Source organism: Vreelandella halophila, assembly GCF_019903425.1.
Classification (GTDB): Bacteria; Pseudomonadota; Gammaproteobacteria; order Pseudomonadales; family Oleiphilaceae; genus Halospina; species Halospina halophila.
In genome coordinates, this window is sequence record NZ_JACHUZ010000013.1 from 2,432,496 (window position 1) to 2,458,682 (window position 26,187).

At 59.0% G+C, this 26,187-nt stretch carries 24 protein-coding genes; 3 read left to right on the forward strand and 21 right to left on the reverse strand.

Going from position 1 to position 26,187, the window contains the following annotated elements; genetic code table 11:
* Positions 1-49 precede the first annotated feature (49 nt).
* Positions 50-1,465 carry a hypothetical protein gene (locus H4I92_RS15580; protein WP_077531445.1) on the forward strand — a complete coding sequence of 472 codons (1,416 nt, stop codon included), beginning with the start codon at positions 50-52 and terminating at the stop codon, positions 1,463-1,465.
* Positions 1,466-1,573: 108 nt separating this feature from the next.
* Here H4I92_RS15580 and H4I92_RS15585 read toward each other — a convergent pair whose 3' ends face one another.
* The 10 genes from H4I92_RS15585 to H4I92_RS15630 all read right to left on the reverse strand — a co-directional run bounded on the left by H4I92_RS15585 (position 1,574) and on the right by H4I92_RS15630 (position 13,487).
* Positions 1,574-2,968, reverse strand: a complete 1,395-nt coding sequence (locus H4I92_RS15585) for a phenylacetate--CoA ligase family protein (protein WP_143512730.1) — start codon at positions 2,966-2,968, stop codon at positions 1,574-1,576.
* Between the two features lie 126 nt (positions 2,969-3,094).
* Positions 3,095-4,072, reverse strand: a complete 978-nt coding sequence (locus H4I92_RS17100) for a glycosyltransferase (protein WP_143512732.1) — start codon at positions 4,070-4,072, stop codon at positions 3,095-3,097.
* A 93-nt stretch (positions 4,073-4,165) separates the two neighbouring features.
* The gene (locus H4I92_RS15595) at positions 4,166-5,338 is read right to left on the reverse strand and encodes a glycosyltransferase (RefSeq protein ID WP_179105741.1); all 1,173 of its coding nucleotides are present in this window, start codon (positions 5,336-5,338) and stop codon (positions 4,166-4,168) included.
* Positions 5,339-5,534: 196 nt separating this feature from the next.
* A complete protein-coding gene (locus H4I92_RS15600) occupies positions 5,535-6,689 on the reverse strand; it encodes a glycosyltransferase family 2 protein (protein ID WP_077531448.1) in 1,155 nt (384 codons plus the stop codon).
* Complete coding sequence (locus H4I92_RS15605) at positions 6,689-7,567, reverse strand: XrtA system polysaccharide deacetylase (protein ID WP_077531449.1); 879 nt, start codon at positions 7,565-7,567, stop codon at positions 6,689-6,691. Before H4I92_RS15605 ends, H4I92_RS15600 begins: the two co-directional genes overlap by 1 nt.
* Positions 7,568-7,570: 3 nt before the next feature.
* Complete coding sequence (locus H4I92_RS15610) at positions 7,571-8,848, reverse strand: outer membrane beta-barrel protein (RefSeq protein ID WP_179105742.1); 1,278 nt, start codon at positions 8,846-8,848, stop codon at positions 7,571-7,573.
* A 28-nt stretch (positions 8,849-8,876) separates the two neighbouring features.
* Positions 8,877-9,776 (reverse strand): P-loop NTPase family protein, encoded by a 900-nt coding sequence (locus H4I92_RS15615; RefSeq protein ID WP_218668236.1) that lies wholly within the window; start codon positions 9,774-9,776, stop codon positions 8,877-8,879.
* Positions 9,773-11,308: an XrtA system polysaccharide chain length determinant gene (locus H4I92_RS15620; RefSeq protein WP_077531451.1), complete on the reverse strand. Its 1,536-nt coding sequence runs from the start codon at positions 11,306-11,308 to the stop codon at positions 9,773-9,775. Before H4I92_RS15620 ends, H4I92_RS15615 begins: the two co-directional genes overlap by 4 nt.
* Before the next feature lie 23 nt (positions 11,309-11,331).
* Positions 11,332-11,967: an XrtA/PEP-CTERM system exopolysaccharide export protein gene (locus H4I92_RS15625; protein WP_077531452.1), complete on the reverse strand. Its 636-nt coding sequence runs from the start codon at positions 11,965-11,967 to the stop codon at positions 11,332-11,334.
* A 98-nt stretch (positions 11,968-12,065) separates the two neighbouring features.
* Positions 12,066-13,487 (reverse strand): TIGR03013 family XrtA/PEP-CTERM system glycosyltransferase, encoded by a 1,422-nt coding sequence (locus tag H4I92_RS15630; protein WP_077531453.1) that lies wholly within the window; start codon positions 13,485-13,487, stop codon positions 12,066-12,068.
* A gap of 216 nt (positions 13,488-13,703) precedes the next feature.
* On the opposite strand from H4I92_RS15630, the gene tviB reads away from it, so the two are divergent.
* Together tviB and H4I92_RS15640 are read left to right on the forward strand one after the other, a co-directional pair.
* Positions 13,704-14,984, forward strand: a complete 1,281-nt coding sequence (gene tviB / locus H4I92_RS15635; RefSeq protein WP_077531454.1) for a Vi polysaccharide biosynthesis UDP-N-acetylglucosamine C-6 dehydrogenase TviB — start codon at positions 13,704-13,706, stop codon at positions 14,982-14,984.
* Positions 14,985-15,148: 164 nt separating this feature from the next.
* Complete coding sequence (locus tag H4I92_RS15640) at positions 15,149-15,859, forward strand: PEP-CTERM sorting domain-containing protein (protein ID WP_218668237.1); 711 nt, start codon at positions 15,149-15,151, stop codon at positions 15,857-15,859.
* Between the two features lie 89 nt (positions 15,860-15,948).
* On the opposite strand, the gene prpD is transcribed toward H4I92_RS15640, so the two are convergent.
* The 11 genes from prpD to H4I92_RS15695 form a co-directional block, all read right to left on the reverse strand.
* The gene (prpD, locus tag H4I92_RS15645; RefSeq protein ID WP_077531455.1) at positions 15,949-17,436 is read right to left on the reverse strand and encodes a 2-methylcitrate dehydratase; all 1,488 of its coding nucleotides are present in this window, start codon (positions 17,434-17,436) and stop codon (positions 15,949-15,951) included.
* A gap of 266 nt (positions 17,437-17,702) precedes the next feature.
* Positions 17,703-18,827 (reverse strand): bifunctional 2-methylcitrate synthase/citrate synthase, encoded by a 1,125-nt coding sequence (gene prpC, locus H4I92_RS15650; protein ID WP_077531456.1) that lies wholly within the window; start codon positions 18,825-18,827, stop codon positions 17,703-17,705.
* A gap of 37 nt (positions 18,828-18,864) precedes the next feature.
* Positions 18,865-19,746 (reverse strand): methylisocitrate lyase, encoded by an 882-nt coding sequence (gene prpB, locus H4I92_RS15655; protein ID WP_077531457.1) that lies wholly within the window; start codon positions 19,744-19,746, stop codon positions 18,865-18,867.
* Between the two features lie 78 nt (positions 19,747-19,824).
* A complete protein-coding gene (gene murB, locus H4I92_RS15660; protein WP_077531458.1) occupies positions 19,825-20,862 on the reverse strand; it encodes a UDP-N-acetylmuramate dehydrogenase in 1,038 nt (345 codons plus the stop codon).
* Positions 20,859-21,344: a low molecular weight protein-tyrosine-phosphatase gene (locus H4I92_RS15665; RefSeq protein ID WP_077531459.1), complete on the reverse strand. Its 486-nt coding sequence runs from the start codon at positions 21,342-21,344 to the stop codon at positions 20,859-20,861. Before H4I92_RS15665 ends, murB begins: the two co-directional genes overlap by 4 nt.
* Positions 21,345-21,350: 6 nt before the next feature.
* Positions 21,351-22,133, reverse strand: coding sequence for a 3-deoxy-manno-octulosonate cytidylyltransferase (kdsB, locus tag H4I92_RS15670; RefSeq protein WP_077531460.1), 783 nt, complete (start codon positions 22,131-22,133; stop codon positions 21,351-21,353).
* 11 nt (positions 22,134-22,144) lie between these two features.
* On the reverse strand, positions 22,145-22,336 hold the full coding sequence (locus H4I92_RS15675) for a Trm112 family protein (RefSeq protein ID WP_077531461.1): 192 nt from the start codon (positions 22,334-22,336) through the stop codon (positions 22,145-22,147).
* On the reverse strand, positions 22,329-23,354 hold the full coding sequence (gene lpxK / locus H4I92_RS15680) for a tetraacyldisaccharide 4'-kinase (RefSeq protein ID WP_077531462.1): 1,026 nt from the start codon (positions 23,352-23,354) through the stop codon (positions 22,329-22,331). The genes H4I92_RS15675 and lpxK overlap by 8 nt, the downstream gene beginning before the upstream one ends.
* Positions 23,355-23,371: 17 nt before the next feature.
* On the reverse strand, positions 23,372-25,132 hold the full coding sequence (gene msbA / locus H4I92_RS15685; RefSeq protein ID WP_077531463.1) for a lipid A export permease/ATP-binding protein MsbA: 1,761 nt from the start codon (positions 25,130-25,132) through the stop codon (positions 23,372-23,374).
* On the reverse strand, positions 25,122-25,550 hold the full coding sequence (locus tag H4I92_RS15690; RefSeq protein WP_077531464.1) for an ExbD/TolR family protein: 429 nt from the start codon (positions 25,548-25,550) through the stop codon (positions 25,122-25,124). The genes msbA and H4I92_RS15690 overlap by 11 nt, the downstream gene beginning before the upstream one ends.
* Entirely contained in the window at positions 25,547-26,182 is a 636-nt protein-coding gene (locus H4I92_RS15695) for a MotA/TolQ/ExbB proton channel family protein (protein ID WP_077531465.1), read from the reverse strand. Before H4I92_RS15695 ends, H4I92_RS15690 begins: the two co-directional genes overlap by 4 nt.
* Between the last annotated feature and the right edge of the window lie 5 nt (positions 26,183-26,187).

The window sequence follows — 26,187 nt, forward strand, 5'->3', positions numbered from 1 at the left end:
TTTGACGGTATAGGCTGTTGCCCGCCCAAACCCACTTTGGAGTGTCGACATGAATACGCTTGGCTTCCGGAAAATCGCTTGCCTTCTCTCGGCTTGCTTCTTCGCTACAGCCTATGGCCAACCCAACATATCCGCCGTTGAGCCTGTCGATCGGGCCGAGGAAGAGGGAACTCAGTTCTTCCGGGTTACCGGGTCCGGCTTCGGGGATAAGCAGCAAGGCCCCCCCGTACTGCATGACTTCGGCACATACACTTTTGAGAATGGCACGCGGAACAATTTTCAGGGCAACTTTTTTTCTCATGGACAATACATGCATGACGCCAACGACGAGCGCATGCGCGTCTGGGATGGCGTTGGAACCCCGGGAGGGAATATTGATCGCGCACCGACGGCCTTCATTCGAAGCGGCGACCTGCGGCATGAGGATGTGGGCGCCCATTATCGTATGCGTGGAGGCGCTTTCGTCGGTCTTCCAATGGCTTACGGCGGCGATCACAACCTGGACCCATCCTTGAGGCGATACCCTCGCCCCGACGGTAACACCCAAATATACGTATCCTGGTGGATACGAACTGAGTTTGATCCCCAGAAGCACGTTGAGATTCAGCAAACTGGCATCTCCGGTAACTTCGACTTCGGCGAGTCCGAACTAACCCGAGGGGAGCGCTTTGTTGTTCCCAGCGGCGGCGCCCAAGGTATTGATGTCGATGGCTGGGTCATCGGCATCAACGACAACGGATGGCTCGAGATCGAGTTTGATACCATGTCGAATGTCGACCGGTTGGCTGGCAAAACGCTCATTGGGCAATCGACTGGCGCAGAGGCTTACATTTCTGATGACAGTGGGACGATCAGTAAATTCACTAGCCCAGGAAAATATGCACGCATCTGGGAAACAGGGGGTGGCTCCAACGGCCTTCGAGCGTCTTGGGCACTGGATAGAATCTATGTATCCCCGAAAACTGGGCCTGGTGATGCGGGCAGCGACTGGTTTCGAGCCGACCTGGAACCTCAGGCTTGGAATTTAATGGAATACATGATTGATAAATCCCGCGGTACTGCGGAGTACTGGGTCAATTTCGAGAAGCAAGGCAGCTTCAGTTTTGATCCCTCAGTTACTGAGCATGCCGACTCCAGCCCGACTCTCCAATTGGTAGGCCAGAACACCGGAGACTTTGGCCTAAACACCTTTGAAATCAGCGAACCCTACATGGACAGCACCTGGCAGCGAGTTATTGTCGCCGACTCAAGGAACCTTGAGTCAGCGACTTCCTACGAACTGCAACGCCCGCTGCGTTGGTCCGAAAACAGCATTGAATTCGCTTTTACCCAAGGTCAGCTGCCGACGGATGATAATACATACTATCTCTTCATTTTTGACCGCAATGGTGTGAAAAACCCAGAGGGATACCCTCTCAAAGTGGTGTCTCCCCCGAATCCACCGTCCATCGAGTCGGTACAGTGACTGTTTTTCGGACATTCAAAACAACTCTGAATTCAGATAATAACTGCAGCACTTTGGAGTAAACCGGCGGCCCTCCTACCTCTAATGTGCTTCAGCTATTATCTGAACTCAGGATCTTGGTTCAAACTCACTAACCACCGCTCGAAATTTTCCATTCTTCTCTCTCTCAATCGTATCCACTGCTAATATCTCAATTTCAGTATCAGCTCCTACTCGCTTTCGGAGCTCATACTGCAGCCTATTTTCCTCATTCTTAGTAAACCCATGATCAGGTACAACCAAAACCTGAATATTCCCCGCCTTATCCTGCTTGACCTTCGCTTCGATAATAGAGCCACCTCCTTTAAAGATAGGATCCAGTCTTCCTACTGGCGTTCCATCCAGCCTGTAAACCAAGTCATCAACCCGCCCCTCGATTTCTTCAATTACAGGGAAAGACCGGCCACAGTTACAGCTACGACTCTCGTGTGATACCGAAATAATATCCCCTGTATCATATCTAATAAGAGGCATTGCGCGATTTAAAAGCCCCGTCGCAATTAATCGCCCCTCCTCTTTGGAGACCTCTAGCCCCCTCTCATTCAATACTTCAAAAATTCCATGCTCCGGATGAAAGTGCATTTTTCCATGTTCACACTCGGATGCGAAAAACGCCATCTCAGTACAGCCATACTGGTTTATGGTTGGTGCATCAAAAGCTTTGGAAATGGCTTCTCTCTGATAATCAAGTAAATTTTCTGCCGTACAGATCACCAGCTTAGGTCTTAGGGGCTCAGCTTCAGAGTCGAGCACATACAACGCTATTTGATAGAGACTTGAGGGGTACCCTATTATCTCTTCTGGGTTATAATCACAGAGCTTCTTATAGTAGTGATGAATGTTTTTTTCCGAGAGATGATAAGACGAAAAAATCAGATTTCTCTGTGCAATATCATAGCGCCAAAAGGGAGGTTTTTCTTGGGAGGCCTTCATAATAACCCGACCAAACAGAGTGGCGCGCTTCGACCTAGCACTAATTCCAAACCAAGATCTTAGCCGGGAAAAAAACGCATAGTGGTATGTTCGACACCTTCTATCACACCAGATCTTCAGGGGAGATCCCGTAGTGCCACTCGTACTGAGAGTCATTAAGTCTTTTTTTCTATAGTCAGATGAAATAAAGTCATCTGGATTTTTCCGAATATCATCTTTACTTATGACAGGGAAACGTTTAATGCACGTCTGACCTGTTATGTCGCACTCATTAATACCATTATTAGAAGCCCACCGCGAATAATAAGGAACTGTTCTTATGGCATGTCTCGCTAGATCAACAAACTTTTCTTCTTGCAATAGCTTTAACTTTTCAGTGGAATACAGTTCGGTTTTTTTCAGGAACTCAAGAAACTCTGGCGCCTCTTTCGAATAGCGACTTCGCCACAACCAAAATCCATAAGCACTAACAAGAAGATTTTGAAAAATTACAGGTGCGTTATAATAGAAAAATTCTACGACCTTATTCATAGTAATTTATCACTCACCCGTACCAACTGAATCAAAACGTTAGCCACATTTAAATATACTTTCTTATATTTTTGAGCCATTGCAAAACTAGATATTTTGTTAGCTACCTTTAAGTCCCATTTTTTATCAGATAATTCCCGCGGACTCACAGACTCGTGAAAACTGGATATTCCATTCCCGGTCTAAGATCTCCACCGAAGTTTTAGCCTTATATGACAACTGATCTCGGCAGTTCAATGCCTTAATGATGCTATCTATAATCGAGCGTGGATTACGTGGGTCTGCGTAGACTGCGCAGCCCCCAAAATACTGTTGCAATGTCGGAGTGTCGGATAGAACTAATGGCTTCGCGAGTGATAATGCTTCATACGCACCGCAGTTGAGAATTAAGTCCTTTTTCGTAAGGACCACGACAGCATCAGCATTAGCCAGCGCACTGGCATACGTCTCTTCGTCCACAAATCCGCAGAAATGTACACCTTTTTCTTCTAGAGCCTCTTTCTCCGCTTCACTGTACGTCTTCCGGTAATTACCGGTCATAAATAAAGTGGCCCTATCCCCAAGGCCAACCCCAGCCTGTACCAACTCTTGTATCGGCTCATCATCATCAAACATGGTGATGCAAACGACTTTAGCGGTATCACTCAGTGAGAAAAAGTTGGGGGCGGGCTTACTCGAATCAAGTTGCGGAATCTTGTCAGGTAACACGACTGCCCTACCACCTGTTTGTTCCACAATGTCTGCAAGGACATGGTTGGTGATGATGTTAAGGTCAGCATTACGAATAGAAAAGTTGCTTACCGCGTGAAAAATACGGGCTTTCAATGCCTTGGAGTCAGCCGTTTCAAACTTGAAATTGGAGTGTCGATCAACAATCAACCGATAACGAAAGAGAGGTTTCAGAAGCACGCATAACGCCGCGAGCACCACTGACGGATTCTGGCAAAAGAGATACTTCGGCCTTTCCCGCACCAAGAGCGCGAGGGTAAGCGCAGCCAAAGCTGGATATCGGATATATCGTGAAGCCTCCAGGGTAAGCGGCTTGTATTTACATTTGAACTGCTCGGCAAGAACGCGAGAGCGTCGATGGTCTTCCCACGTCACCCATAACCTATCCTTCACTTATAATCTCCTAACACCGCTACACGTCGGCTTTTTATCAGATAAAAAAGGATGCGAAATATCCAGTGGTTGAGATCACCCATTCGACACTGCTTCCGTCGAAGTTCCATTCCTCAGGTGGCCCCCGTCTCTTCCCAGAACACTGCGATAAACGTCCGTATACGTCTGTGCCATGGTGCGTGCTGAGTAACAGGCTTCAACGTGCGACCTGGCAGCCTCGGTCTTCCTGTGAGCGGATGCACTGTCCGTCAACGTTTCAGTGATGGAATTTGCCAAGGCATTGCAATCGCCAGCTGGGGTTAATCGGCCTAACTCCCCCTCCTCGAGTACCGATGGAATAGCCCCGACATCTGATGCCACTACAGGCACCCCGACAGCCATTGCCTCAAGCAAGGTAATGGGCAGCCCTTCAGTCCTGGAAGACAGTACCAACACCGACGCGGCTGATAGAATCGAGGGAATATTTGCAACATAACCAGGCATTAGACAAGAGTCGGAAAGGCCGGTCTCGTCGGCCTTTTTTCGTAGCTCAGAGCGCATGGGGCCCTCACCAACAATGATCAGCCCTGCTTTGGGCCAATACTCTTTGACCGTCGCAAAGCTGCCAATCAATAGATCAAATCCCTTCTCATGAGAGAGCCGCCCCACCCCCACAACAACGGGACTGTGGTGGGCGATGAACTCCTTTATTTCTGTTGGCGCCAATGAATCGTCTGCATGCCGATGAATTTCTCGCAGGTCCAGACCATTCGATACGACTTGAACAATCGTGTGAGATGCAACCCACGGAGTAATTTCATCGCGCATGCTTTCGCTCACGGGACAAACTGCATCGAGCCGTTTGAGCGCAAACCGGTCAAGCAGTTCGTAAAACCACATCTTGGTATAACGACGCGCCCGGACGAAGCCGTGCAATGTTGTGACGACTGGGATGCAAAGGAATTTGCGGGGCATGATTGCAGTCAGGATATTGAACTTATAGCCATGTGAATGCAGTAGCTCGAATTGCTTTGCTCTTGCCCAGCGAACAAGCTTGAGCATGCTTTTAATATTCAATCCTGGTTTCATGCGCCACGCGATAATCTTCAAACCGAGCCGCGCAGCTTCTGCCTCAATCGGCTTCTCACCGCAACCATGTTCTCCCGCGCTCAGAATAGTCACATCCAGTCCGAGCGCTTGCTGCTCAGTGGCCAAACTCAACAACATCTTTTCAGCGCCATAAAGCCCGCCACTGTCGATCAAGTGCAAGACTTTCATAGCTCCGCAACAGAAGCGGAGCGGGTTTTCGTTTCCTGGTCGCCTTCGCACACCTCATTTGACAGGCGATCCGCTTCTACGGGCACCAGAAAGCCGTTGTGTGAGCCATGAATCATCATGGTTCGGTAGTCCGGAAAATCGTCTTCCGTTGTACGTTGGAGCTCATCAGGTCAACATTCCCAGAGAGTTAACCTTTCCTTGGCGCCCAGGTGGTCCGCTTCTCGCCACGCTGAAATGCCTGGGCGGCGTAAAGGCAAGCGAGATTGAGAAGCACAAAGTAATACGGTATCGCGAACAGGCTCGAGAGTTCTTCCCCTTTGCTCTCCTTGCTATGCCCGGCACAGGCCACGCCGTAAAAGCCAATCTGGGCCCAGAAGGCCAGCGTGTACCACAAGCCGTCGTTGGACAGGACTGTGGAAACCAACGCCAGAATTGCCAACGGCACGAAAGCGTAGTATCGCAGAACCTTATGGGACAGCAGCTGGAATGCGTAAAGGCCATGGTTGAACGGGTTGAATAGTTGCCTCATGTCGTACAATGCCCAGATGGCCCGAAGGGAGACGCGTAGGCGCATGGCGAACTCGCTTTCCGAGTCCTTAAGGGCCTTTTCCTTGAGCAGTGCGTCAGGTTCGTAGATGGCCCGCCACCCCTTCTCTACAACCTTCAGGGGTTGGACGAAGTCCGGGAGCTGATCCGGACTCAGCGGCTCATACAGATTCCGACGCATGGCATCGATGCCGCCATCCACACCCACGATGGAGCCCACGGCCGTTTCCTTTGCACGCAGCCAGTTCTCGTATTTCATGTAACTGCTGCAGCCATCGCCCATCAGGGAGCCGTCGTCGTGGGTGTAGACCATCTTGCCCGTCACATAGCCCACTCCCGGGTCCGCGAAGTTGCGCACGAGCTTAGCCACGGCATCTGGTGCCCATTGGGAATTGGCATCGGAGAAGATGATGATCTCGCCCTTGGCCTCGGGGGCGATGAGGTTGAGGCCGGCGGTCTTGCCCTGGCGGGGGGTCTGGCGGAAGAGGCGGATGCTGACGTCGGACTGGCGGGCGTAGCGTTGGACGATTTGATCGGTGTCGTCCTCGGATTCGTCGGAGACGACGAGGATTTCCAGGCGGTCCCTGGGGTATTGCTGGGCGATCTTGTTCTCCAGCGTCTCGGCAATGTCCTTCTCCTCATTGTAGGCGGCGATGAGGATGGAGACGTTGGGCTGATAGTTGTCGTCGTACGCTACCGGGCGCTTTTTCAACGCCAGCAGGCCCATGAGGGCGGGGTAACCAATGTAGATGTAGACGACCAGGGCAGCGGAGAGCCAGAAGAGCGTTTCGAGCATCAGGTGGCGGCTCTCAGGTTGAAGGTTTCAAGTTGGGTGGTTTTCTGGTCCAGGACGTTGGCGACCGTGGTGAACTCGAAGTGATTGACGAGTTTTTCCAGGCGGGCCTCGCACTTGCCCAGGTTGTTGTAGTGGCGGAACTTGGAGAACCATTTGACGTCGAACCGGGGCTGGCCGGGGTCGATCTCCCAGGGGTGCAGGTAGAAGATGAAGGGCTCGCCCTGGCGGTTCGCCTGGTTCAGGCCCCACTGGCTGAACGGGTACGGGTAGAGCCGGAAGTAGCCGCCGCCGGCGATGGGCAGCGTGAAACCGCCGAGCTTGAGCGTTGTCAGCGGGAACTCGATCAGCTCATGGCCCTTGTCCGTGGTCAGGCGGTGGGGCCAGCGGGGGCTGCCCGGCATGCCGTAGCGGTCGTGGCGGACCGGGAATATGGAGGAATCCCAGGTAAAGCCGGCCTCGGCCAGGATGTCCAGGGCCCAGCGGGACTCGTTGGTGATGGAATAGCTCGCGGCGCGGTAGCCGTTCACGGGCTGCTGCACCTGGTCTTCCAGCAGGGCCTTGGACTTGATGGTTTCCTCGCGGAAAACCTCCGGGGTCTGGTTGTAGACGAGTTGGTGGCTGTAGCCGTGGCTGGCGATCTCGTGGCCGGCTTCGGCGATGCGTCGCACCAGCGCGGGGGATTTCTCCGCCACCCAGCCCAGTACGAAAAAGGTTCCCTTGACGCCCGCATTGTCGAAGATCTCCAGCAGACGGTCGGTGTTGGCCTCACAGCGGTATTCCATGGACGACCAGTCCTCGGGGCTGATCACCTCGGAAAGGGCCGCCACGTGGAAGTAGTCTTCCACATCGATGGTCAGTGCATTGGGTATGGTGTTCATAGGCTACCTGAGGTTGTAACGCACGCCGACCTGGATCCAGTTCTCGTCGTAGTTACGAGCGCCCTGGCTGTCGGCGGATTGGGTCTCGTGGCCAATGCTGGCGTTCAGGGTAAGATCCCGTGTCCGGCGGTAATCCAGGCCCAGTTGCCCGCGCACGGTATCCCGCTGGTCATCGCCGCTCTGGCCGAATTCTTCCCGTGCATAGCCAACACTACTCCGTCCGCTGAGGTTCTCGGTAAGCTTGTGGCTTAGGGATAATTCGCTGCTGAGGCGGTCTTCGGTGGTGCCGGAGGCTTCATAATCAGACCGGGTCGCGGACACACTGAGGTCGGTGCGGGTTCGCCCCGTCCATTGCTGGCCTGCGCCGACCTTGAACGCGGTCACCACGACGGCGGAGGTTTCGGTCAGGTTCAGGTCCAGCCCCGGTATTCTCAGGTCCACTTCCGAGGAGACATCCGTGATGGAGCGGCGGACCTGCGCGAACGCGCTGGTCCCCTTCCCCCACTGGTAGCTGTAGCCCAGTTCGCCCGTAACGCCTTCCGAGTCATTTGCCAGCGGGCCCTGCTCGCTCTCGAGCCAGGAGTAGCCCAGCTCGCCGTTCCAGGCGCCATTGCCCCGCTGCCAGCTGAAGAACCCATTGGCCGTGCGGCGTGTCAGTTCCTCCTCGGTGCGCCGGTATTCGATATTGCTCTGGCTGAGGGCCAGCCCCCCGTTGAAGTTGCGACTGAACAGGTGCTGCCAGCGGCCTGTGGTCACTACCCGGTCACTGTCGTCCTCGGTGGATTCCTGGAAGCGGGTCATCTGGTATTCCACGTTCAGTGTGAGGGTATCCAGGCGGCTCGGGTAGGCAATAAAGCTGGGGCCTGTCGCGAAGAAATTGCGCCGTTCGCGGTTGTCCGGGGAATCCGGCGCCTCGGTGGTGGTTCGGACGTCGCGCACACTGCCCCGGGCGCTCCACCGGACGTTGCGGTTGGGCTGACAGTTACCGGAGGCATTAAGATCCGCGCTGACTTCGTCGCTGTTGGTGCCGTGCTGATAGGTCACGAAGGCGATGTCGCCACCGATGGCCGTTTCACAGGTGCCCGGATCCGAGGCCTTGTTGATGCCCAGACCGACCCGGTGCTCGAAGTCGCCTTCCTCGTTACCGGAGGCCCGTTTGTCGATGTTGTCCGAATAACGGGTGTTCGCGAACACATCCACCGTGGCAGGATTCGCCCACGCTACCGCCATTGGCCACAGCGTCAGGACTGCACCGAAAACGACCCGTTTTGTTCCGTTCATCCTTGAACCGGGACCTTGAAGGGTCCGTTCAGGCATTCAGTATGGCTCCGACAAATTTGTTGGGGTCGATGCCCCCAACGGCGTTTTCCACCTGGGTGGTGGTGACCTTCCCGTGGGGGACCACGAGCATGGTGTAATCACAGAGTTCGGTCAGGATCCGGGCATCCGGCGAATCCGCAATGCTGGAAGTATCCAGGATGATGAACCGGTCCGGGTAGCGCTCGCGGATGGCATTGATAAACTCCTCCATCCGCCAGCTAGTGAAGAACTCGGAGGGTGACTCCCGGCGGCTGCCGGCGGGAATCAGGCGCAGGCGCGGGATACCCGTCGGGTAGATGATGCGCCCGATATCGTACTCCGGATCCTCGATGAAATCGGTCAGCCCCGCGTCCGGCATGATGTCCAGCAACGAGTGCAGACAGGGATAGCGCAGGTTGCAGTCCACCAGCAGCGCCGTCTTGGACTGGTCGAATGCGAACGCGGCCGCGAGGTTCACGGACATGAAAGAGGAACCAGCGCCTTCCACCGCCCCGGTCACCACCAGGGAGAAGTTGGTATTGTTGCTGACTTCCAGCAGCTGGGTCCGCAACTGGCGGAAACGGTTGACCAGGTTCCGGTCGGGCGACTCGGGGTAGATGATGCGCCGTTCATCCAGGTCGTCCCGATTAAGGCGCCGGGGCTCCTGCATGTTGGCGATCTGCTTGCTGGCCTGGATCTTTTCCGTCAGGTCACCCCGCCTGCTGACCAGCTCGTGGCCCTCACTGGACGCCCCATGGGACTGGCGCCGGGCGTGTGGGCCGCCATCACCCTTCTCGGTCGCATCCGGGGGTACCCGGTCAAAACGCGCGTCGTCACTTCCCCATTCGCTCCGGGTGTTCGGCGACACTTCCCGGTCGTGGTCGTCACGCCCCTGTCCTGAATCACTCATCCAAGCACTCCTGTCATCCTCAGGAACACGACAGCCCCATAGGCACCGCCGACCAGCGCAACGCAGATCACCATGACCACGTAGCCGCGTTTTTCCCGTCGCCGTTCATAGGGGGTCCGTACCCTGGGGATACTCCCCAGCAATGGAATGTCCAGTGCATCACGCATCTGTTCCGTGGTTCTTACCCTGGGATCAATCTGCAATATGCCCGCCAGCAGGCCAAACGGTGCCATCAGCCCCAGGAGCCACCCTACCGAGGCGAAAGTCTCGAACTGGAGGCCCGACGGGTTAAGAGGATAGCGGGCCTGCTCATGAATCTGGAAAGACATCCCCTGCCCTTCAACATCCAGATGCATAGAGACCCGGGCCCGTTCACGCCGTTTCAGAAGGTCATTGAAGATCTCACGGTTAACCTCAAGATCCCGGGTCAACTCCGCCCGTTCCGCCTTGTTTTCCTGGATTTTCTCCATCCGGCCTTTCTGCTCGGCCAAGCGCCGTTGCAAGGCACTGATGCGGGTTCGAAGGGACTCCTCTCGTGTCGTTGCCCGGGAAAGTTCGGTCTTGAGTTCCTGGTACACCGGGTTGAACATGAGCCCGCTACCACCGTCCCCTTCTGTCTGCCCGGATGGGTTGTTGGCCCGGCGATCCTTGAGTTCCTGGATCTGGCGCTCAAGACTGACCACATCCGGGTAAGAGTCCTCATAGCGAAGCTTGAGTTCATCCAGCCGCTCTTCCATGCGGTTGATGCGCTCGGCCAGCGGTCCCGCGGCAGCATCACTCGCACTGCTCACACTCTGGCCGCTGGAAAACGATGCGAGCTGCTCTTCAAGAGAGCGAATCTGGGCCTGAATTTCCTCCAGCTCCAGCTCCGCAGAGTCAATATCGGAGCGGATCCGGGCCATCCGCGAGTTGGCTTCCTGCTCCGTGCCCTCGACGTTGCGCGACAGGAACTCCTTCAGCTTCTGTTCGGTGTTGCTGATCTGCTGTTCGTAGGACTTGACCTGTTTGTCGATGAACTCATACGCGCTGCGGCTTTCCTTGCGTTTGCGCCGATTGGTCTCCTCAAGGAACAGCTGCCCCAGCCTCTGGGCAATCAGGTAAACCTGCCTGGGATCCGTATCCTGATAGCTGATCGTAAAGTAACTGTCACCTTGGGCATTGACGTTTATATTGTGTCGCAGCCGCGAATAGAGGCCTTCCAGGCGCTCTGTGGACATCTGGGAAATGTTCTCGTTGAAAATCCGGTCGGATTCCAGGAGACGCTCCAGGACACGGCGCGAGTACAACAGCTCGCGGGCGGAGGAGGTCTGGTCCGAAATCCCGGTCATCTCCGCGGACCCCTCCATCAGGGGCCGGATGATGTTGCTGTCGTCCACGAAAATGACCACTTCCGAGCGGTACTGGTAGGGATACACGAACCCCACCGCCAGCACCGCAAAGCTGGTCAGGGCGAAAAGCCCGACAGCCGCCCACCGGTAATGGCGGAGTTCCCGCAGCAGTTCAAAGGGAAGGCGTGACAGTGGTAATGCCATCGGCGTTTACCTCCAGGGGCCCGTCAGAATCGACGTTCCGGAATCGTTATGATGTCGCCGGGAACCAGGCGATGATTCGTACTGATGTCCCCGTCGTTGAGGATGGCGTCCAGATCCAGAGGGATCGCCACAACGTTGCCATCCAGCTGGCGATACAGCGTCGCCGCATCCCCGTTGGCGAATTCGTTCAATCCGCCGGCTCCGAGCACCACATCCATGACCGTCATGCCCTGGTGGTAGGGCTGGGAAGAAGGCTGGCTCACCGCGCCGGTGACACGGACCCGGTGGCTGAATTCGTGGCTCCCCATCTGGGTAACAATCACGCTGACCTCGGGCTGACGGATGTAGGTGTCCAGCCCTTCCTCAATCTTCGCCGCCAGGTCTTCCGGGGTTTCACCACTGGCCGACACATCGCCAGCCAGGGGGACCGAGATGCGCCCGTCCGGGCGTACCGGTACCTGAACGCTCAGGTCCTCGTTGCGCCACACAACGATCCTCAAGGTGTCTGAGGGGCCAATCCGGTATTGCTCCACCGGCTCGGTCTCACGCTCAAGCGCCTTCTGGATCCGGTTTTCCGAAGAATAGGGACTTCCTGAACAACCAGCTATAAGCAGGAATACCATCAGCAGCAGGCCTGCACCCACGGTCTGTCTCATCATCAACCTCCCTGACCGCCATGATCCGCTCTGATCAAACCGGGATTCTGTCAGAACGGGTCCCGGCGTTTCGGTGAAATGCATTACAGATTGCGCATTCATCATTGCGCTCCTTTCTTGAACAGCACCACTTCCACTGTCTGCACCATGGTCAGGATGTCGAGAAGCAGGCTCTGGTTCTTGATGTAATAGAGGTCATACCGGAGTTTCTCCCGGGTGTCCTCCTCGCTGTCCGCATAGGCGAAGCACAGCTGTGCCCAGCCCGTGAGCCCCGGCTTGACCCGGTGGCGTTCACTGTAGAACGGGATACTTTCGGAAAGCTGGTCGACAAAGACGGGGCGTTCCGGGCGTGGCCCAACGAACGCCATCTCGCCCTTGAGCACGTTAAAGATTTGCGGCAGCTCGTCGATCCTGACCTTGCGGATGACATGGCCTACCCGCGTGATCCGGTCGTCGTCCTTCTGCGCCCACACCGCCCCGCCCTTCTCCGCGTCCGTACGCATGGAGCGGAACTTGTGGACCCGGAATATGCGCCCGTTCAGGCCAACACGCTCCTGGCTGTAGAGCACCGGTGCTGTGAGGCCATCCTCGAGCTTGATCGCGATCGCGGTGAGGAGCATCAAGGGCCAGGTCACGGCCAGCAGAACCAGTGCGGCCACCATATCGATAAGGCGCTTGCTCAGGCGTGAAATCGTGGAGAGGGAGAACCCTTCCGAGAACACCAGCCAGCCCGGCGTGATCATCTCCAGCGCCACCTTGCGGGTCTCGCGCTCATAGAAGCTTGCGCCCTCGATGATCCGGACGCCCCGCATACGGCACTCCAGCAGCCCCTCCATGGGGAGCCCACCATGGCGCCGGTCGTCCACCGCGATCACGATCTCATCAATACGCAGGCGATCCGCCATGGCGGCGAGATCCTCGCCCTCCCGGGGGCTGCAGAGCCGTGTTTCATCCACATGGATGCGGTCCTCGTTGGCGGTCAGGAACCCCACCAGCTCGAAGCCTTTCCGGTTCATCGGCGACTGCAGTTCCTCTTCCATCTGGTGGGCACGCTTGCCCGCGCCCAGCATCAGGACCCGGCGCCGGAACCGGTTGGCCCCGATAAGACGGAAGAACAGGCTACGGACAATGCCGAGAAGCAGGAAACCGAAGACGGACGCGGAAGTCACCACGCCCTCGCCGCCCAGGTACCAGAAATAATCAGGCAGCAGGAAGGCCAGCACATAGGAAAGCGGGAGGCTGACAATCAGACCCATGATGGTCCGCAGCATCATGCCCGTGAGACCTTCCTCGAGCTTGGCCTGATGCACGGCCAGGGCGACCATGACAATGAGATTGGCCAGCCCGAACGCCAGGGCTGAAGGCAGGACATAGGTCCAATACGACGCCAGCATGCCGGGATCGCCGAAATAACGGAAGAACACCGCGAGATACAGCGCAACGACCAACGCCAGAAGATCAAGCAGCCCCAGAACCAGAAAAGGGACATGGAGGTAATGTCGAAACAGACGGACGTGCGCCACAGCATCTCCTTCCTTGCGCCGTCACAACGCGGAGCAGCTCAACGGCACACCCTGTGCCGCCTGACTTAAGCTCCGCTTAACTGGAATTCATTCTACACCTGACCATTTCAATTTCAATTTGTAACTTCACTGATTTGAGGTTTTTAACAGCGTCTCGTCAACCTCGGCACCTTGAGGCACAATATCGCATCTTCATCACCAAGGGATTACAGCATCATGGCAACCGTTAAGGATGTCCGGATCGGTGTTATCGGCCTGGGGTACGTGGGGCTTCCCCTCGCCGTGGAATTCGGCAAGCAGTACCCCACCCTGGGATTCGACATTGACAGTCACCGGATCGCGCAGCTCAAGGACGGCTTTGACGACACCCGCGAGGTGGAGCCCGGGGAGCTTGCGGCCTCCAGCCAGCTGAGCTTTTCCTCGGAACTGGAGAGCATACGCGACTGCAATGTGTTCATCGTGACGGTCCCCACCCCGATCGATGCCTTCAAGACCCCCGATTTCGGCCCCCTGCGCGGCGCTTCCCAGTCCGTGGCGAAAGTGCTCAAACAGGGCGACACTGTCATCTACGAGTCCACGGTCTACCCCGGCGCCACCGAGGAAATCTGTATCCCGCTTCTGGAAGCCGGCTCCGGCCTGACCTTCAACAAGGACTTCTTCGCCGGCTACAGCCCCGAACGGATCAACCCCGGTGATAAAGAACACCGGGTTACCAGCATCCTCAAGGTGACTTCCGGTTCCACGCCCGAGACGGCACGCTTTGTGGATGATCTGTACGCCTCGGTGATCACGGCGGGCACCCATCTGGCCAGCTCCATCCGGGTGGCGGAGGCCGCCAAGGTTATCGAGAACACCCAGCGGGACGTGAACATTGCCCTGGTCAATGAGCTCTCCCTGATCTTCGAACGGTTGGGGATCGATACCGAGGAAGTGCTCCAGGCCGCGGGAACCAAGTGGAACTTCCTGCCCTTCCGGCCCGGGCTGGTGGGCGGTCACTGCATCGGCGTGGACCCCTATTACCTGACCCACAAGGCCCAGGCCGTGGGCTACCACCCCGAGATGATCCTTTCCGGCCGGCGCCTGAACGATCGTATGGGCGCCGAGGTCGCGGAACGCGTGATCAAGATGATGACCCGCAGCCGCATCCAGGTGGTGGACTCCAACGTTCTCATCATGGGCCTGACGTTCAAGGAGAACTGTCCTGACATCCGCAACACCCGGGCCATCGACCTGGTCCACGAATTCCAGGACTACCACGCCAACGTGGATGTCTGGGATCCCTGGGCGGACCCGGACGAAGTGCGCGAGGAGTACGGCATTGAACTGGTGCAGGAGCCGGCTCGGGGCCACTATGACGCGATGATCCTGGCTGTCGGACACCGGGACTTCATCGAACGCGGTGTCGAGGATCTCAGAGCTTTGGGTAAACCCGCCGGCTCCATTCTCTTTGACGTCAAATACGCTCTGCCGAAGCAGGCCGTCGACGGCCGGCTGTGAGACGCGCCGCTCTACACTCCGGAGTGTCAGGTTCTTTTACAGACAAAGGTCGATAAGAGCCTCCGGGTCCGATTAACTACCTGTATTTAAAGGAAATTATTTTTTGGCCCACTCCTTGCATAAATATTCACGCGTTCCACCTTATATGCAAGGAGCATAGTGCGATGAAAACCTATACAAAGTTGTTTAACGCCGGTCTGCTGGCGGTAGGGGTAGCTACAGCGAATGCAGTGCCTGTGCTGAAAATCAGCGATGATGGCGCAAATGCGCAGAGTTCGTTCCAGGGCACACTGCAACCCGGCTATGCGACCGACAATTTTGAAAGCTACGCCGTAGCCACTGATTTCAACAATCAGACCACGTCTTTCGCTTCCTCTGTCGGAACCTTTGACGTGACTCAGCCGGCTTCTAATTCACCCACAGAGAACTGTAATGATGAAGGTTTCAAGTGTGGAGCTGGCCTTGCCGTCCTTAACGATGATGAGACACCGTTCAACGGTCGATTTGCCACATCCCCCACCCAGTGGCTGGACAGCATGGATGCCCAGAGCGTGAAGTTTACACCGAATGCTGAAAACAACGCGGTTGGCTTTTTCATGACTGATCCGAACGACTCGGGCGGCCGTTTCAGCATCAATGGTTCCAATTTCGCGTTCAGCGACGTTTTCGGGAAATCTTTAGGTAGTGGCGGTCTGTTCTACATCTCACTGTTTGATAATGAGGGGCTCGACAGCTTCGAAATTCACTCAAACGATCCGAACGATGGTTATGGCATCGACGACGTAACCGTCGGCCGTGTGCCGGAACCGGGCACCCTTGCGCTGCTTGGCCTTGGTCTGGCGGGTCTTGGCTTCAGCTACCGCCGCCGTGCCTGATTGCCCCTGTTGGGCTTAGAACCTGAACGGCACCCTTATGGGTGCCGTTTCTATTTCTGGATTCTTCAAAAACCTAAACGTCAGTTCATTTAACACCCTTCAAACAGGTCCATGAACTCGTTGACCGGGGTGTTCTCGAGCGTCTTCTGGTCCTTGCAGAGGCTGAAGATCTGCTCTGAACGCTTCTGGGTGAAGCGGGTTGCCAGATTGTTGCGGAATTTCTGCTCCAGCAGCGGAATGCCATCCTCACGGCGGCGGCGATGCCCGATCGGGTATTCCACGGCCACGTTGTCGGTGCTGGACCCGTCCTTGAAGAACACCTGGATCGCATTGGCGATGGAGCGCTTGTCCTCTTCCAGGTACTCCCGTGTGTAACGCTCGTCCTCCTGGACCTCCATCTTGCCCCGGATCTCGTCAACGATCGGGTTGTTGGCGTGGAAGTCGTCCTCGTAGTGCTCGGCCGTGAGGTTGCCGAAGATCAGCGGCACGGCGGTCATGTACTGCAGGCAGTGGTCACGGTCGGCGGCGTTGGCGAGGTTGCCTTCCTTGGAGATGATGCGGATCGCGGATTCGTGGGTGGTGATCACAATCTTATCGATCTCGTCCAGCCGGTCCTTCACCTGGGGATGCAGGGTGACGGCGGCCTCGGCCGCGGTCTGGGCGTGGAATTCGGCCGGGAAGGAGATCTTGAACAGGACGTTCTCCATCACATAGCTGCCGAAGTCCTGGGGCAGCTTGAACCGGCGGTCTTCCTCCGGCTTCACCTGCTGATCCCGGTTGGTCTTGCTGAACAGCACGTCGTAGAAGCCCCACTGCGGCGCGCTCAGGGCGCCCGGGATGCCCATCTCGCCGCGCTTGGCGATGTCGGCGAGGCGCACGGCACGGGAGGTGGCGTCACCGGCGGCCCAGGACTTGCGGGAGCCGGCGTTGGGCGCGTGCCGGTAGGTCCGCAGGGACTGGCCATCCACCCAGGCGTGGGAGAGCGCCGCCATGATCTCCTCACGGTCACAGCCCATGAGCTTCGCGGTGACGGCGGTCGAAGCGACCTTCACGAGCACCACATGGTCCAGGCCGACACGGTTGAAGGAATTCTCAAGCGCCAGCACACCCTGGATCTCGTGGGCCATGATCATGCCTTCGATCACGTCACGCATGGTGAGCGGGTCCTTGCCCTCGGCGACGCGCTTCTGGGAGAGGTGGTCGGCAATGGCGAGGATGCCCCCGAGGTTGTCGGAGGGGTGGCCCCACTCGGCGGCGAGCCAGGTGTCGTTGTAGTCGAGCCAGCGGATGATGCAGCCGATGTCCCAGGCGGCTTTTACGGGATCCAGACGAAAGGGGGTGCCGGGCACGCGCGCACCGTTGGGGACCTGGGTGCCTTCGACGAGCGGGCCGAGGTGCTTGGTGCACTCGGGGAAGCGCAGGGCCAGCAGGCCGCAGCCGAGGGTGTCCATCAGGCAGTTGCGGGCGGTGTCCAGGGCTTCTTTGCTCTTGATGTTGTAATCGAGGACGTAGTCGGCGATTTTCTGGATGATGTCGTCGTAGTCCGGGCGGACGTTGGATTCTACGTTGGCGCTCATACTGATTCCTTTATGTTTCCTGTCTGGATTGTTGAATCTGATGCAGGAATCAGTCGAGAGGGACTGCTTCCCGGGAATCGCTATGAATCCATCCCTGGACGCTGCGCGGTCGCCCAGTACACTTCGCTTTCCTGCTTCGTGTACTGGTCCTGGGTTGCCTTCCATGGCAACCCGTCAGACCTTTCGGCCTGACCCCTGGCGACCGAGCTTCCCGGTAAGCAGTCCCTCACGCCTGATTCTTCAGGCCGTGTCAGTACCGCCAGAAATTACCGCTCGTCGATCGGCAACCAGTCCTGGTGTTCCGGGCCGGTGTAGTCGGCGCTCGGGCGGATGATGCGGTTGTTGGCGCGCTGTTCCTTCACGTGGGCCGTCCAGCCGGAGACGCGTGACATCAGGAAGATGGGCGTGAACAGCTTGGTCGGGATGTTCATGAAGAAGTACGCGGAGGCGTGGAAGAAGTCGGCGTTCGGGAACAGCTTCTTCTCGCGCCACATCACCTCTTCGCAGCGCTCGGAGATATCGTAGAGGCTGGTGTCGCCATAGTCATCGGCCAGCGCCTTGGACCACTTCTTAATGATCGCGTTGCGCGGATCGGCGTCGCGGTAGACAGCATGGCCGAAGCCCATGATCTTATCCTTGCGCTCCAGCATCCCGAGCAGTTTCTCCTCGGCGTCGTCTGGGTCGTTGAAGCCTTCGATCATTTCCATCGCGGCTTCGTTGGCGCCGCCGTGAAGCGGACCGCGCAGGCTGCCGATGGCGCCGGTGACGCAGGAGTGGATGTCCGAGAGCGTGGAGGCACAGACCCGGGCCGTGAAGGTAGACGCATTGAACTCATGCTCGGCATAGAGGATGAGCGAGACGTTCATGACATCGGCATGCAGCTGGCTGGGCTTGCGGCCGTGCAGCATGTGCAGGAAGTGGGAGCCGATGGTGTCGTCGTCCAGGTCGGTGTCGATGCGCACGCCGTCATGGGTATAGCGATACCAGTAGCAGATGACCGCTGGAAGGGCCGCAAGCATGCGGTCGATGTGGTCGTCCTGTTCGTCAAAGCTCTGCTCGGTTTCAAGGTTGCCGAGCATGGAACAGCCGGTGCGCATCACGTCCATGGGGTGGGCGTCCGCCGGAATCCGCTCCAGCACCTCTTTCAGGGCGTCCGGCAGGTGACGCTTGGCTGCCAGGCGCTTCCGGTAGGCTTCAAGTTCCCGCTGGTTCGGCAGATGGCCGTGGATCAGCAGGTGGGCCACTTCCTCGAACTGGGCATTGTTGGCCAGGTCGGTTATGTCGTAGCCGCGGTACGTGAGGCCGGTACCGGTCTTGCCTACCGTACAGAGTGCCGTCTCGCCGGCAACCTGACCCCGCAGGCCGGCGCCGCCTTGTGGTTTATCGCTCATGGTTCTTTCCTCTCACCTGTCATGCTTTTTGTTGCTGCTATTTCTTCTGCTCAAAGAGTTCGTCGAGCTTGGCCTCGAATTCGTGGTAGTCGAGGAAGTCATAGAGCTCGTCACGGGTCTGCATCTGGTCCACAACGGCCTTCTGGTCACCGTCGTTGAGAATGTGCTGGTACACGTTCAGCGCGGCCTTGTTCATTGCCCGGAAGGCACTGAGCGGGTACAGCACCATGCCGACGCCCACGTCCGCCAGTTCCTGGCGGTTGAACAGCGGCGTCTTGCCAAACTCGGTGATGTTGGCCAGCACGGGTACGTCCAGCGCCTCCACAAAGGCCCGGTAGTCCTCGAGGTCCGCCACCGCTTCCGCGAAGATGGCGTCCGCGCCCGCATCCACACAGGCCTGGGCACGCTCGATGGCGGAGTCGCGGCCTTCCTGGGCAAAGGCATCGGTGCGGGCGATGATGAAGAAATCCGGATCCTGGCGGGCGTCCGCGGCGGCCCTGATGCGGTCAACCATCTCCTCCTTTGAGACGATCTCCTTGTTCGGCCGGTGCCCGCAGCGTTTCTGGGCGACCTGGTCTTCCAGGTGCACGGCGGCAACGCCGGCGCGCTCCATTTCCCGGATGGTACGGGCGATGTTGAGCGCCCCACCCCAGCCCGTATCAATGTCCACCAGCAGCGGAATGTTCGAGGCGGACGTGATCCGGCGGGCATCCTCGACCACGTCGTTCATGGTGGTCATGCCCAGGTCCGGCAGACCGAACGACGCGTTGGCCACACCGCCGCCGGAGAGGTAGATGGCCCTGTGGCCGCTCTTCTCGGCCATGATGGCGGTGTAGGCATTGATGGTGCCAACAATCTGGAGTGGCTGGTCGGTCAGCGCATCGCGGAAGCGCTTGCCGGGGGAACGCGAATCTGTCATGAGAGCACCTGTCGTGTCGGATCTCTTTTAATGAGGCTGTCAGCACGGAATACTCGTGACTCAGTGCACAACTGTCAATCACCCTTCGTTGCCGATCAGCCTCGGCTCAATTTCCAGCGTCACGCCAAAACGCGCCCGCACGTCCTCGCGGATGCGCCCGGCCAGCGCCAGCAGTTCCGCCCCGGTGCCATTGCCGTGATGGATCAGCACCAGGGCCTGTTTCGAGTGTACCCCGACGTGCGCTTCCCTGTGCCCTTTCCAGCCACACTGCTCGATCAGCCATCCGGCCGCCAGCTTGAGCCCACCCGGATCCGGATGGGCCACCAGCCCCGGAAACTGCTGCCTTAACGCTTCGCCAGTTGCCTGGTCCACCACCGGGTTCTTGAAGAAGCTGCCGGCATTGGGCAGCACGGCGGGGTCGGGCAGCTTCGCCAGACGGATGCGGCTGACCGTGTCGGCAATCGCCTCCGGCGTCAGCTCCTGCTGTAGGTCCGCATGGTCCGCGACTTCCCGCGCGAGCTCGCCGTAATCCAGCCGGAAAGGCGCCGAGCGCGACAGGCGGACCCGAACGCGCACGATGATGAAACGTTCTGGATCGCGCTTGAACAGGCTGTCCCGGTAGCCGAAGTTGCACTCCTCCGGCCCCAAGGTCCGGAATCGCGCTTGCTGCCTGTCCCAGGCATCCAGGCTTTCGAACACATCGCTCAGGTCCCGGCCATAGGCCCCGATGTTCTGGATGGGCGCGGCACCGACAGTGCCCGGGATCAGGGCCAGATTCTCAAGCCCGCGGTAGCCGATGGAGGCCGCGTAACGGACGACCGTATCCCAGTTCTCGCCCGCCCCAAGGGTCAGTATGGCTTGGTCTTCGTCAAGAACCTGCCAGTGGCACTCGCGGATGGCAATGCCCAGCACCACCCCATGGATATCCGAGCACAGCACCACGTTACTGCCGCCACCCAGGACCTGTACCGGCAGCTGTTGGGAGTCTGCCCATTCCAGAAGCTCTGGAAGCAAATCCGGGTCAGTGATACGGGCGAACCATCGCGCCTGGCCAGGCAGTCGCAGCGTGTTATGCGACTGCAGGTCCACCCCCTGCTCAAGAACCCCCTGGTTCATAGCCCATGCCGCGAGCGCAACTCGGCAAGCAGGCCCTCGCCGGCGTCCGTGATCAGGTCCAGCACCCGCGTAAACCCGGATTCCCCGCCATAGTACGGATCGGGGACCTCATCGGTATCCGCGTGACGGGCGTAGCTGAGAAACAGCTCCACCATGGCATCGGCGTTGGGCGGTGCCATGGAGCGCAGGTCACCATGGTTGGCGCGGTCCATCGCCAGGATGTGGTCAAAGGTGTAGAAATCTTCCAGCGAGACCTGGCGTGCCCGCTGGTCGGTAAGATCAAGGCCGCGCTGGCGGGCGGCATCCGTGGCCCGGGGGTCCGGGGATTTGCCCACGTGCCAGTGGCCCGTGCCCGCGGAATCGATCCGGATATGGTCCTGCAGCCCCGCATCCTGGATCTGCTTTGCGAACACGCCCTGCGCCGTGGGTGAGCGGCAGATGTTGCCGAGGCACACAAACAGAATGGAAACCGGTTGTGTCATAGTGCGTCACTCCTGATGGGGTGATGGGCCGGCCAGGCGCGCACGGACCCGTTCCAGGTCCGCTTCCGTATCCACGCCTGCCGGCGGGGTCTGTTCGGCGATGCCCACCTGGATGCGCGCGCCGTGCCAGAGTGCGCGCAGCTGCTCCAGGGACTCCGCGCGTTCCAGCGGCGCCGGCTGCCAGCCCACGAACTGGTGCAACAGGCTGACCCGGTAGGCATAGAGTCCAACGTGACGGTACCAGCCGGCTGTCTCCGGGACCTGTTCCGGCCGGTGCTGGGCCTCAAAGGTATCCCGGTCCCAGGGAATGGGCGCGCGGGAGAAATAGAGTGCCCGCCCTACCTCATCCATCACCACCTTCACGGCGTTGGGATTGAAGAGTTCTTCCGGGTCCCTGATGGGCTCACAGAGAGTGGCGATGGCGGCATCCGGCGCGCCCTCGAGCAGACCGGCCACCTGGTTGATCAGCCCGGCGGGCAGCAGCGGCTCATCCCCCTGGACATTAACGATGATGGCGTCGTCCTCAAGCTCCAGTGTGGTGGCCACCTCCTGCAGCCGATCCGTCCCCGAGGGATGATCATCCCGGGTCATGACGGCCTCGCCACCAAAGCCCCGCACCGCCTCACCAATGCGCGGCGAGTCCGTGGCGATGATGACCCTGCCCGCCTCGCTTTCAGCAGCCCGGTCCCAGACGTGCTGGATCATGGGACGACCACCGATGGCCGCCAGGGGCTTGCCCGGCAGGCGGCTTGAGGCGTAACGCGCGGGGATGACAACAGTGAAGGCCATGGGGGATCCGTTCAGCGTACCGGCGTAAGCCGTTCGTCAGTGGTCAGGGTGCGGGCTTCCTCGGGCAGCATTACGGGGATGCCCTCACGGATGGGGAACGCCATGGCATCATTGCGGCAGATTAGTTCCTGTGCCTCGGCGTCGTAGATGAGCTTGCCATGGCACACGGGGCAGGCAAGCAGTGCGATCTGGCGTTTATCCATGGGTTCTGTCCTTCCCCGGCTGTTCAAGCTGTTGGTCCAGTTCCGCTACCAGTGCCCCGTCCGGTCTGGAGATCACGTCCAGGACCCAGACATCGTCACCGGCGATTGCGCGGCATTTTACGCCATCCTTGGCGGTCATCACGACCGGTCCGTGTGGAAACTCCAGATCATCCGCGTGGAAACGATGGTGATCATCGAACGGATGGGGAATAACCCGGGCACCGAGGTCGTTCAGCGTATCAAAGAAACGCGCGGGGTTCCCTATCCCGGCGACACCGTTGACCACGCGCCCGCTGAGCCACTCCAGGCCCTGGATCTCACCGCTGTTGAGGTTGCGCAGGACTGTTGGCACCAGCGTTACCCCGTGGCATTGCCTGCCCCCCGGCAACCCGGCCCGGAAGACAGCGTGTTCCGGCTGGCCCGTGATGAGGCAGAAATCGACGGAGCGGACGCGTTCCAGCGGCTCGCGCAGCGGGCCCACCGGCATAAGGGCCCCGTTGCCGACGCCCCGGGCGCCATCGAAAATGCAGAATTCCAGGGTCTTTGCCAGTGCGTAGTGCTGCAAGCCGTCATCGCAGACCAGTACATCTCCGAGTTTCTCGCGTTCCACATAGGCGGCGGAGCGGGCGCGTTGGGGATCCACCAGAACCGGTACACCGGTCTGCTGCGCCAGCATGACCGGCTCATCACCGCAGGCCGCCGGATCCGAGTCCGGCCCGACCAGGCATGGGTAATGCTCCGGCTTTGCGCCGTACCCCCGGCTCAGAATGACCGGGCGCCACCCCTTTGCCTGCAGATGGCTTACCAGCCAGGCGGTAAAGGGGGACTTGCCGGTACCGCCGACGGTAATGTTGCCAACAACCAGCACCGGCAACGGGGAATAATGGACGGGCCGCCGACCATTCCGGTAGGCCCTGCGGCGCCGGTTCACCAGCCAGCCGTACAGCCACGCCAGCGGCGCAAGCCATGCCAGGGGGCGGCTGTCCGTATACCAGAGGCGTTCCAGCGTATCCCCCATCGTTCCGGCCCCGTTGGTCAGGCGTCGTCCGAGAACTGGAGCCGGTGCAGCGCCGCGTAGGCCCCGTCATGCTCGATCAGCTCACGGTGGCTGCCGATCTCCACCAGGCGCCCGCCGTCCATCACCGCGATGCGATCCGCGGATTCAATGGTCGACAGGCGGTGGGCGATCACCAGGGTGGTCCGCCCGGCCATGACCTCTTCCAGGGCCTCCTGGATATGGCGCTCGGACTCGGTATCCAGTGCGGAGGTGGCCTCATCCAGGATCAGGATGGGCGCATCCTTGATCAGGGCGCGGGCGATCGCCAGGCGCTGGCGCTGGCCGCCGGACAGCAGCACGCCGTTGTCCCCGACCATGGTGTCAAAGCCCTGGGGCAGCTCCTCGATGAACGACAGCGCATGGGCCTTGCGCGCCGCCTCCCGCACAACCTCGCGGCTGGCGCCACTCATCTCGCCATAGGCGATGTTGTTGGCCACGGTATCGTTGAACAGGACCACACTCTGGGTCACCAGCGCGATCTGGCGCCGCAGCGCTTCCAGGGTGAAGTCCCGTACGGACACGTCGTCGATCCGGATATCCCCGTCCGTCAGCTCATAGAAGCGCGGGATCAAACTCACCAGGGTCGACTTGCCACTGCCGGAACGACCCACCAGCGCCAGGGTCTCCCCGGCCGCCACGTTCAGGTTGATCCCCTTGAGCACGTACTCATACTGCTCCTGGTAATGGAACCACAGGTCCTGGAAATCGATCCGGCCATCCACACGACCCGGATCGCGGGTCCCGGTGTCCTCCTCCTCGGGGTAGTCGATGCTCTCGAAGATGCTCTGGGAGGCTGCGATCCCCTTCTGGATCTTGGCATGGACCGAGGTCAGCTGACGCACGGGCTTGGCCATGGTGGAGGCGGCGGTGATAAAGGCCACAAACTGCCCAGTGGTCATGGCATCCCGGAATTCCGGAGACAGCGCCACCCAGATCAGGAAACCGATTGCCAGCGAGACCAGGACCTGGACAACCGGGGTGCTGATGGCCTGGGTCTTGGCCATTTTCAGGCTCTGGCGCAGGTTGTCCCAGCTGACCTTGCGGAAGCGCCCGGATTCACGCTGTGCGCCACCAAAGGTGCGCACCACCCGGTAGCCGGTGATGGCCTCCGAGGACACATGGGTCACATCCCCCATGGAGTATTGGATGCGCCGGCTGATGCGCCGGAAGCGGCGGCTCACATAGCTGATGATCCAGCCGATGATCGGCCCTACCGCCAGGAACAGGAGAGTCAGTTTCCAGTTGGTGTAGAACATGAACCCGAGCAGGCCGACCACGGTCAGCCCCTCGCGCAGGATGATGGTCACGGCCTCTGTGGCGGCGTCGGTCACCTGCTCGATGTTGAAGGTGATCTTGGAGACCAGGTGCCCGGAGGATGTCTGGTCATAGAACCTTGAGGGCACCCGCATGAGATGGTCGAACACCTGCACGCGCATGACGTTGACGATGTTCCGCCCGACATAGTTCATGTAGTACTTGCTCAGGAAGAAACCGACACCGCGGATCGTGAACACACCGATGATCAGCAGCGGCAGGAAGCGCCGGTTCTCGGGCGTGGGATTCTGCAGCGCCTCGATCACGAACTCCATGGACCAGGCCATGGCCGTGGAGGCCCCGGCGTACACGGCGTTGCCCAGGGTTGCGACGGCAAACGCCACCCAGAACGGAATGGCGTAGCGCAGGAGTCGTTTATAGACCTGCCAGTTGGTCAGGTCTGCGATATCGGAATCATTCGCCATTGGCGTCGGGGCTGTTCTGGGTGCTGATGCTCAGGCCGGTGAACCCGAGACTGCCGGCCACGTCCATTGCGCGTACCACCAGCTCGTGGCGGGCGTCGGCGTCGGCGGTGATGATGAACGGAAGATCGGTATTACCGTCGGCCACGCTCTGTATGCGCTCGTTGAGCGCCGCGCGCTCAACACCCTCAAGGCGTTCGCCGTTGATGGAGTAGACGCCGTCAGCACTGATCTCCACCTCGATCAGTTCGGTCTCCTGCTCAGCCTTGGTTCCCTCGGCCTCGGGCAGGTCGATCTGGAGCTCGGTCTCGCGCGTGAAGGTGGTCGAGACCATGAAGAAGATCAGCAGCAGGAACACCACGTCGATCAGTGGCGTGAGGTTGACCGAAACCTCCTGTTGCGACTGGCGCCGGAACTTCACTGCTCACCGCCCTCGTCGACAATGATGTCACGGTCACCGTGGACGACTTCCACCAGCTTGATCGCTTCCTGCTCCATATTGACGACCATTTCGTCGACACGGCGGATGAAGAACCGATGGAAGATCAGGGCCGGGATGGCCACCGTCAGGCCCGCCGCCGTCGTGATCAGGGCCTCGGAAATGCCGCCGGCCAGCACGCCAGGGTCGCCCACGCCGGCCAGCTGGATCTGGGAGAACACCTTGATCATACCGATGACCGTGCCCAGAAGCCCCAGAAGCGGCGTGATGACCGCGATTGTGCCGAGCGGGTTGAGGAAGCGCTCAAGCTCGTGCACCACCTGGGAGGCCTCGTGTTCGATGCTCTCCTTCATGATGTCGCGGCCATGCTTGGCGTTGCTGAGACCGGCCGCCATGATCCGGCCGATGGGCGAGGATTCCTGGATCGCCTTGAGCCGGCGCGAGTTCAGCTCCTTTTTCTTGATCAGCCGCCAGAGCTCATTGGTGGTCGCCGCCGGCGCCACGCGGCTGATCCGCAGCGCATAGAATCGCTCAATGATGATGGCCAGCGCCAGGATGGAACAGATGAGCAGCGGAATCATGATGAATCCGCCGGGCCTCAGAAGCTCGAGCACACGCC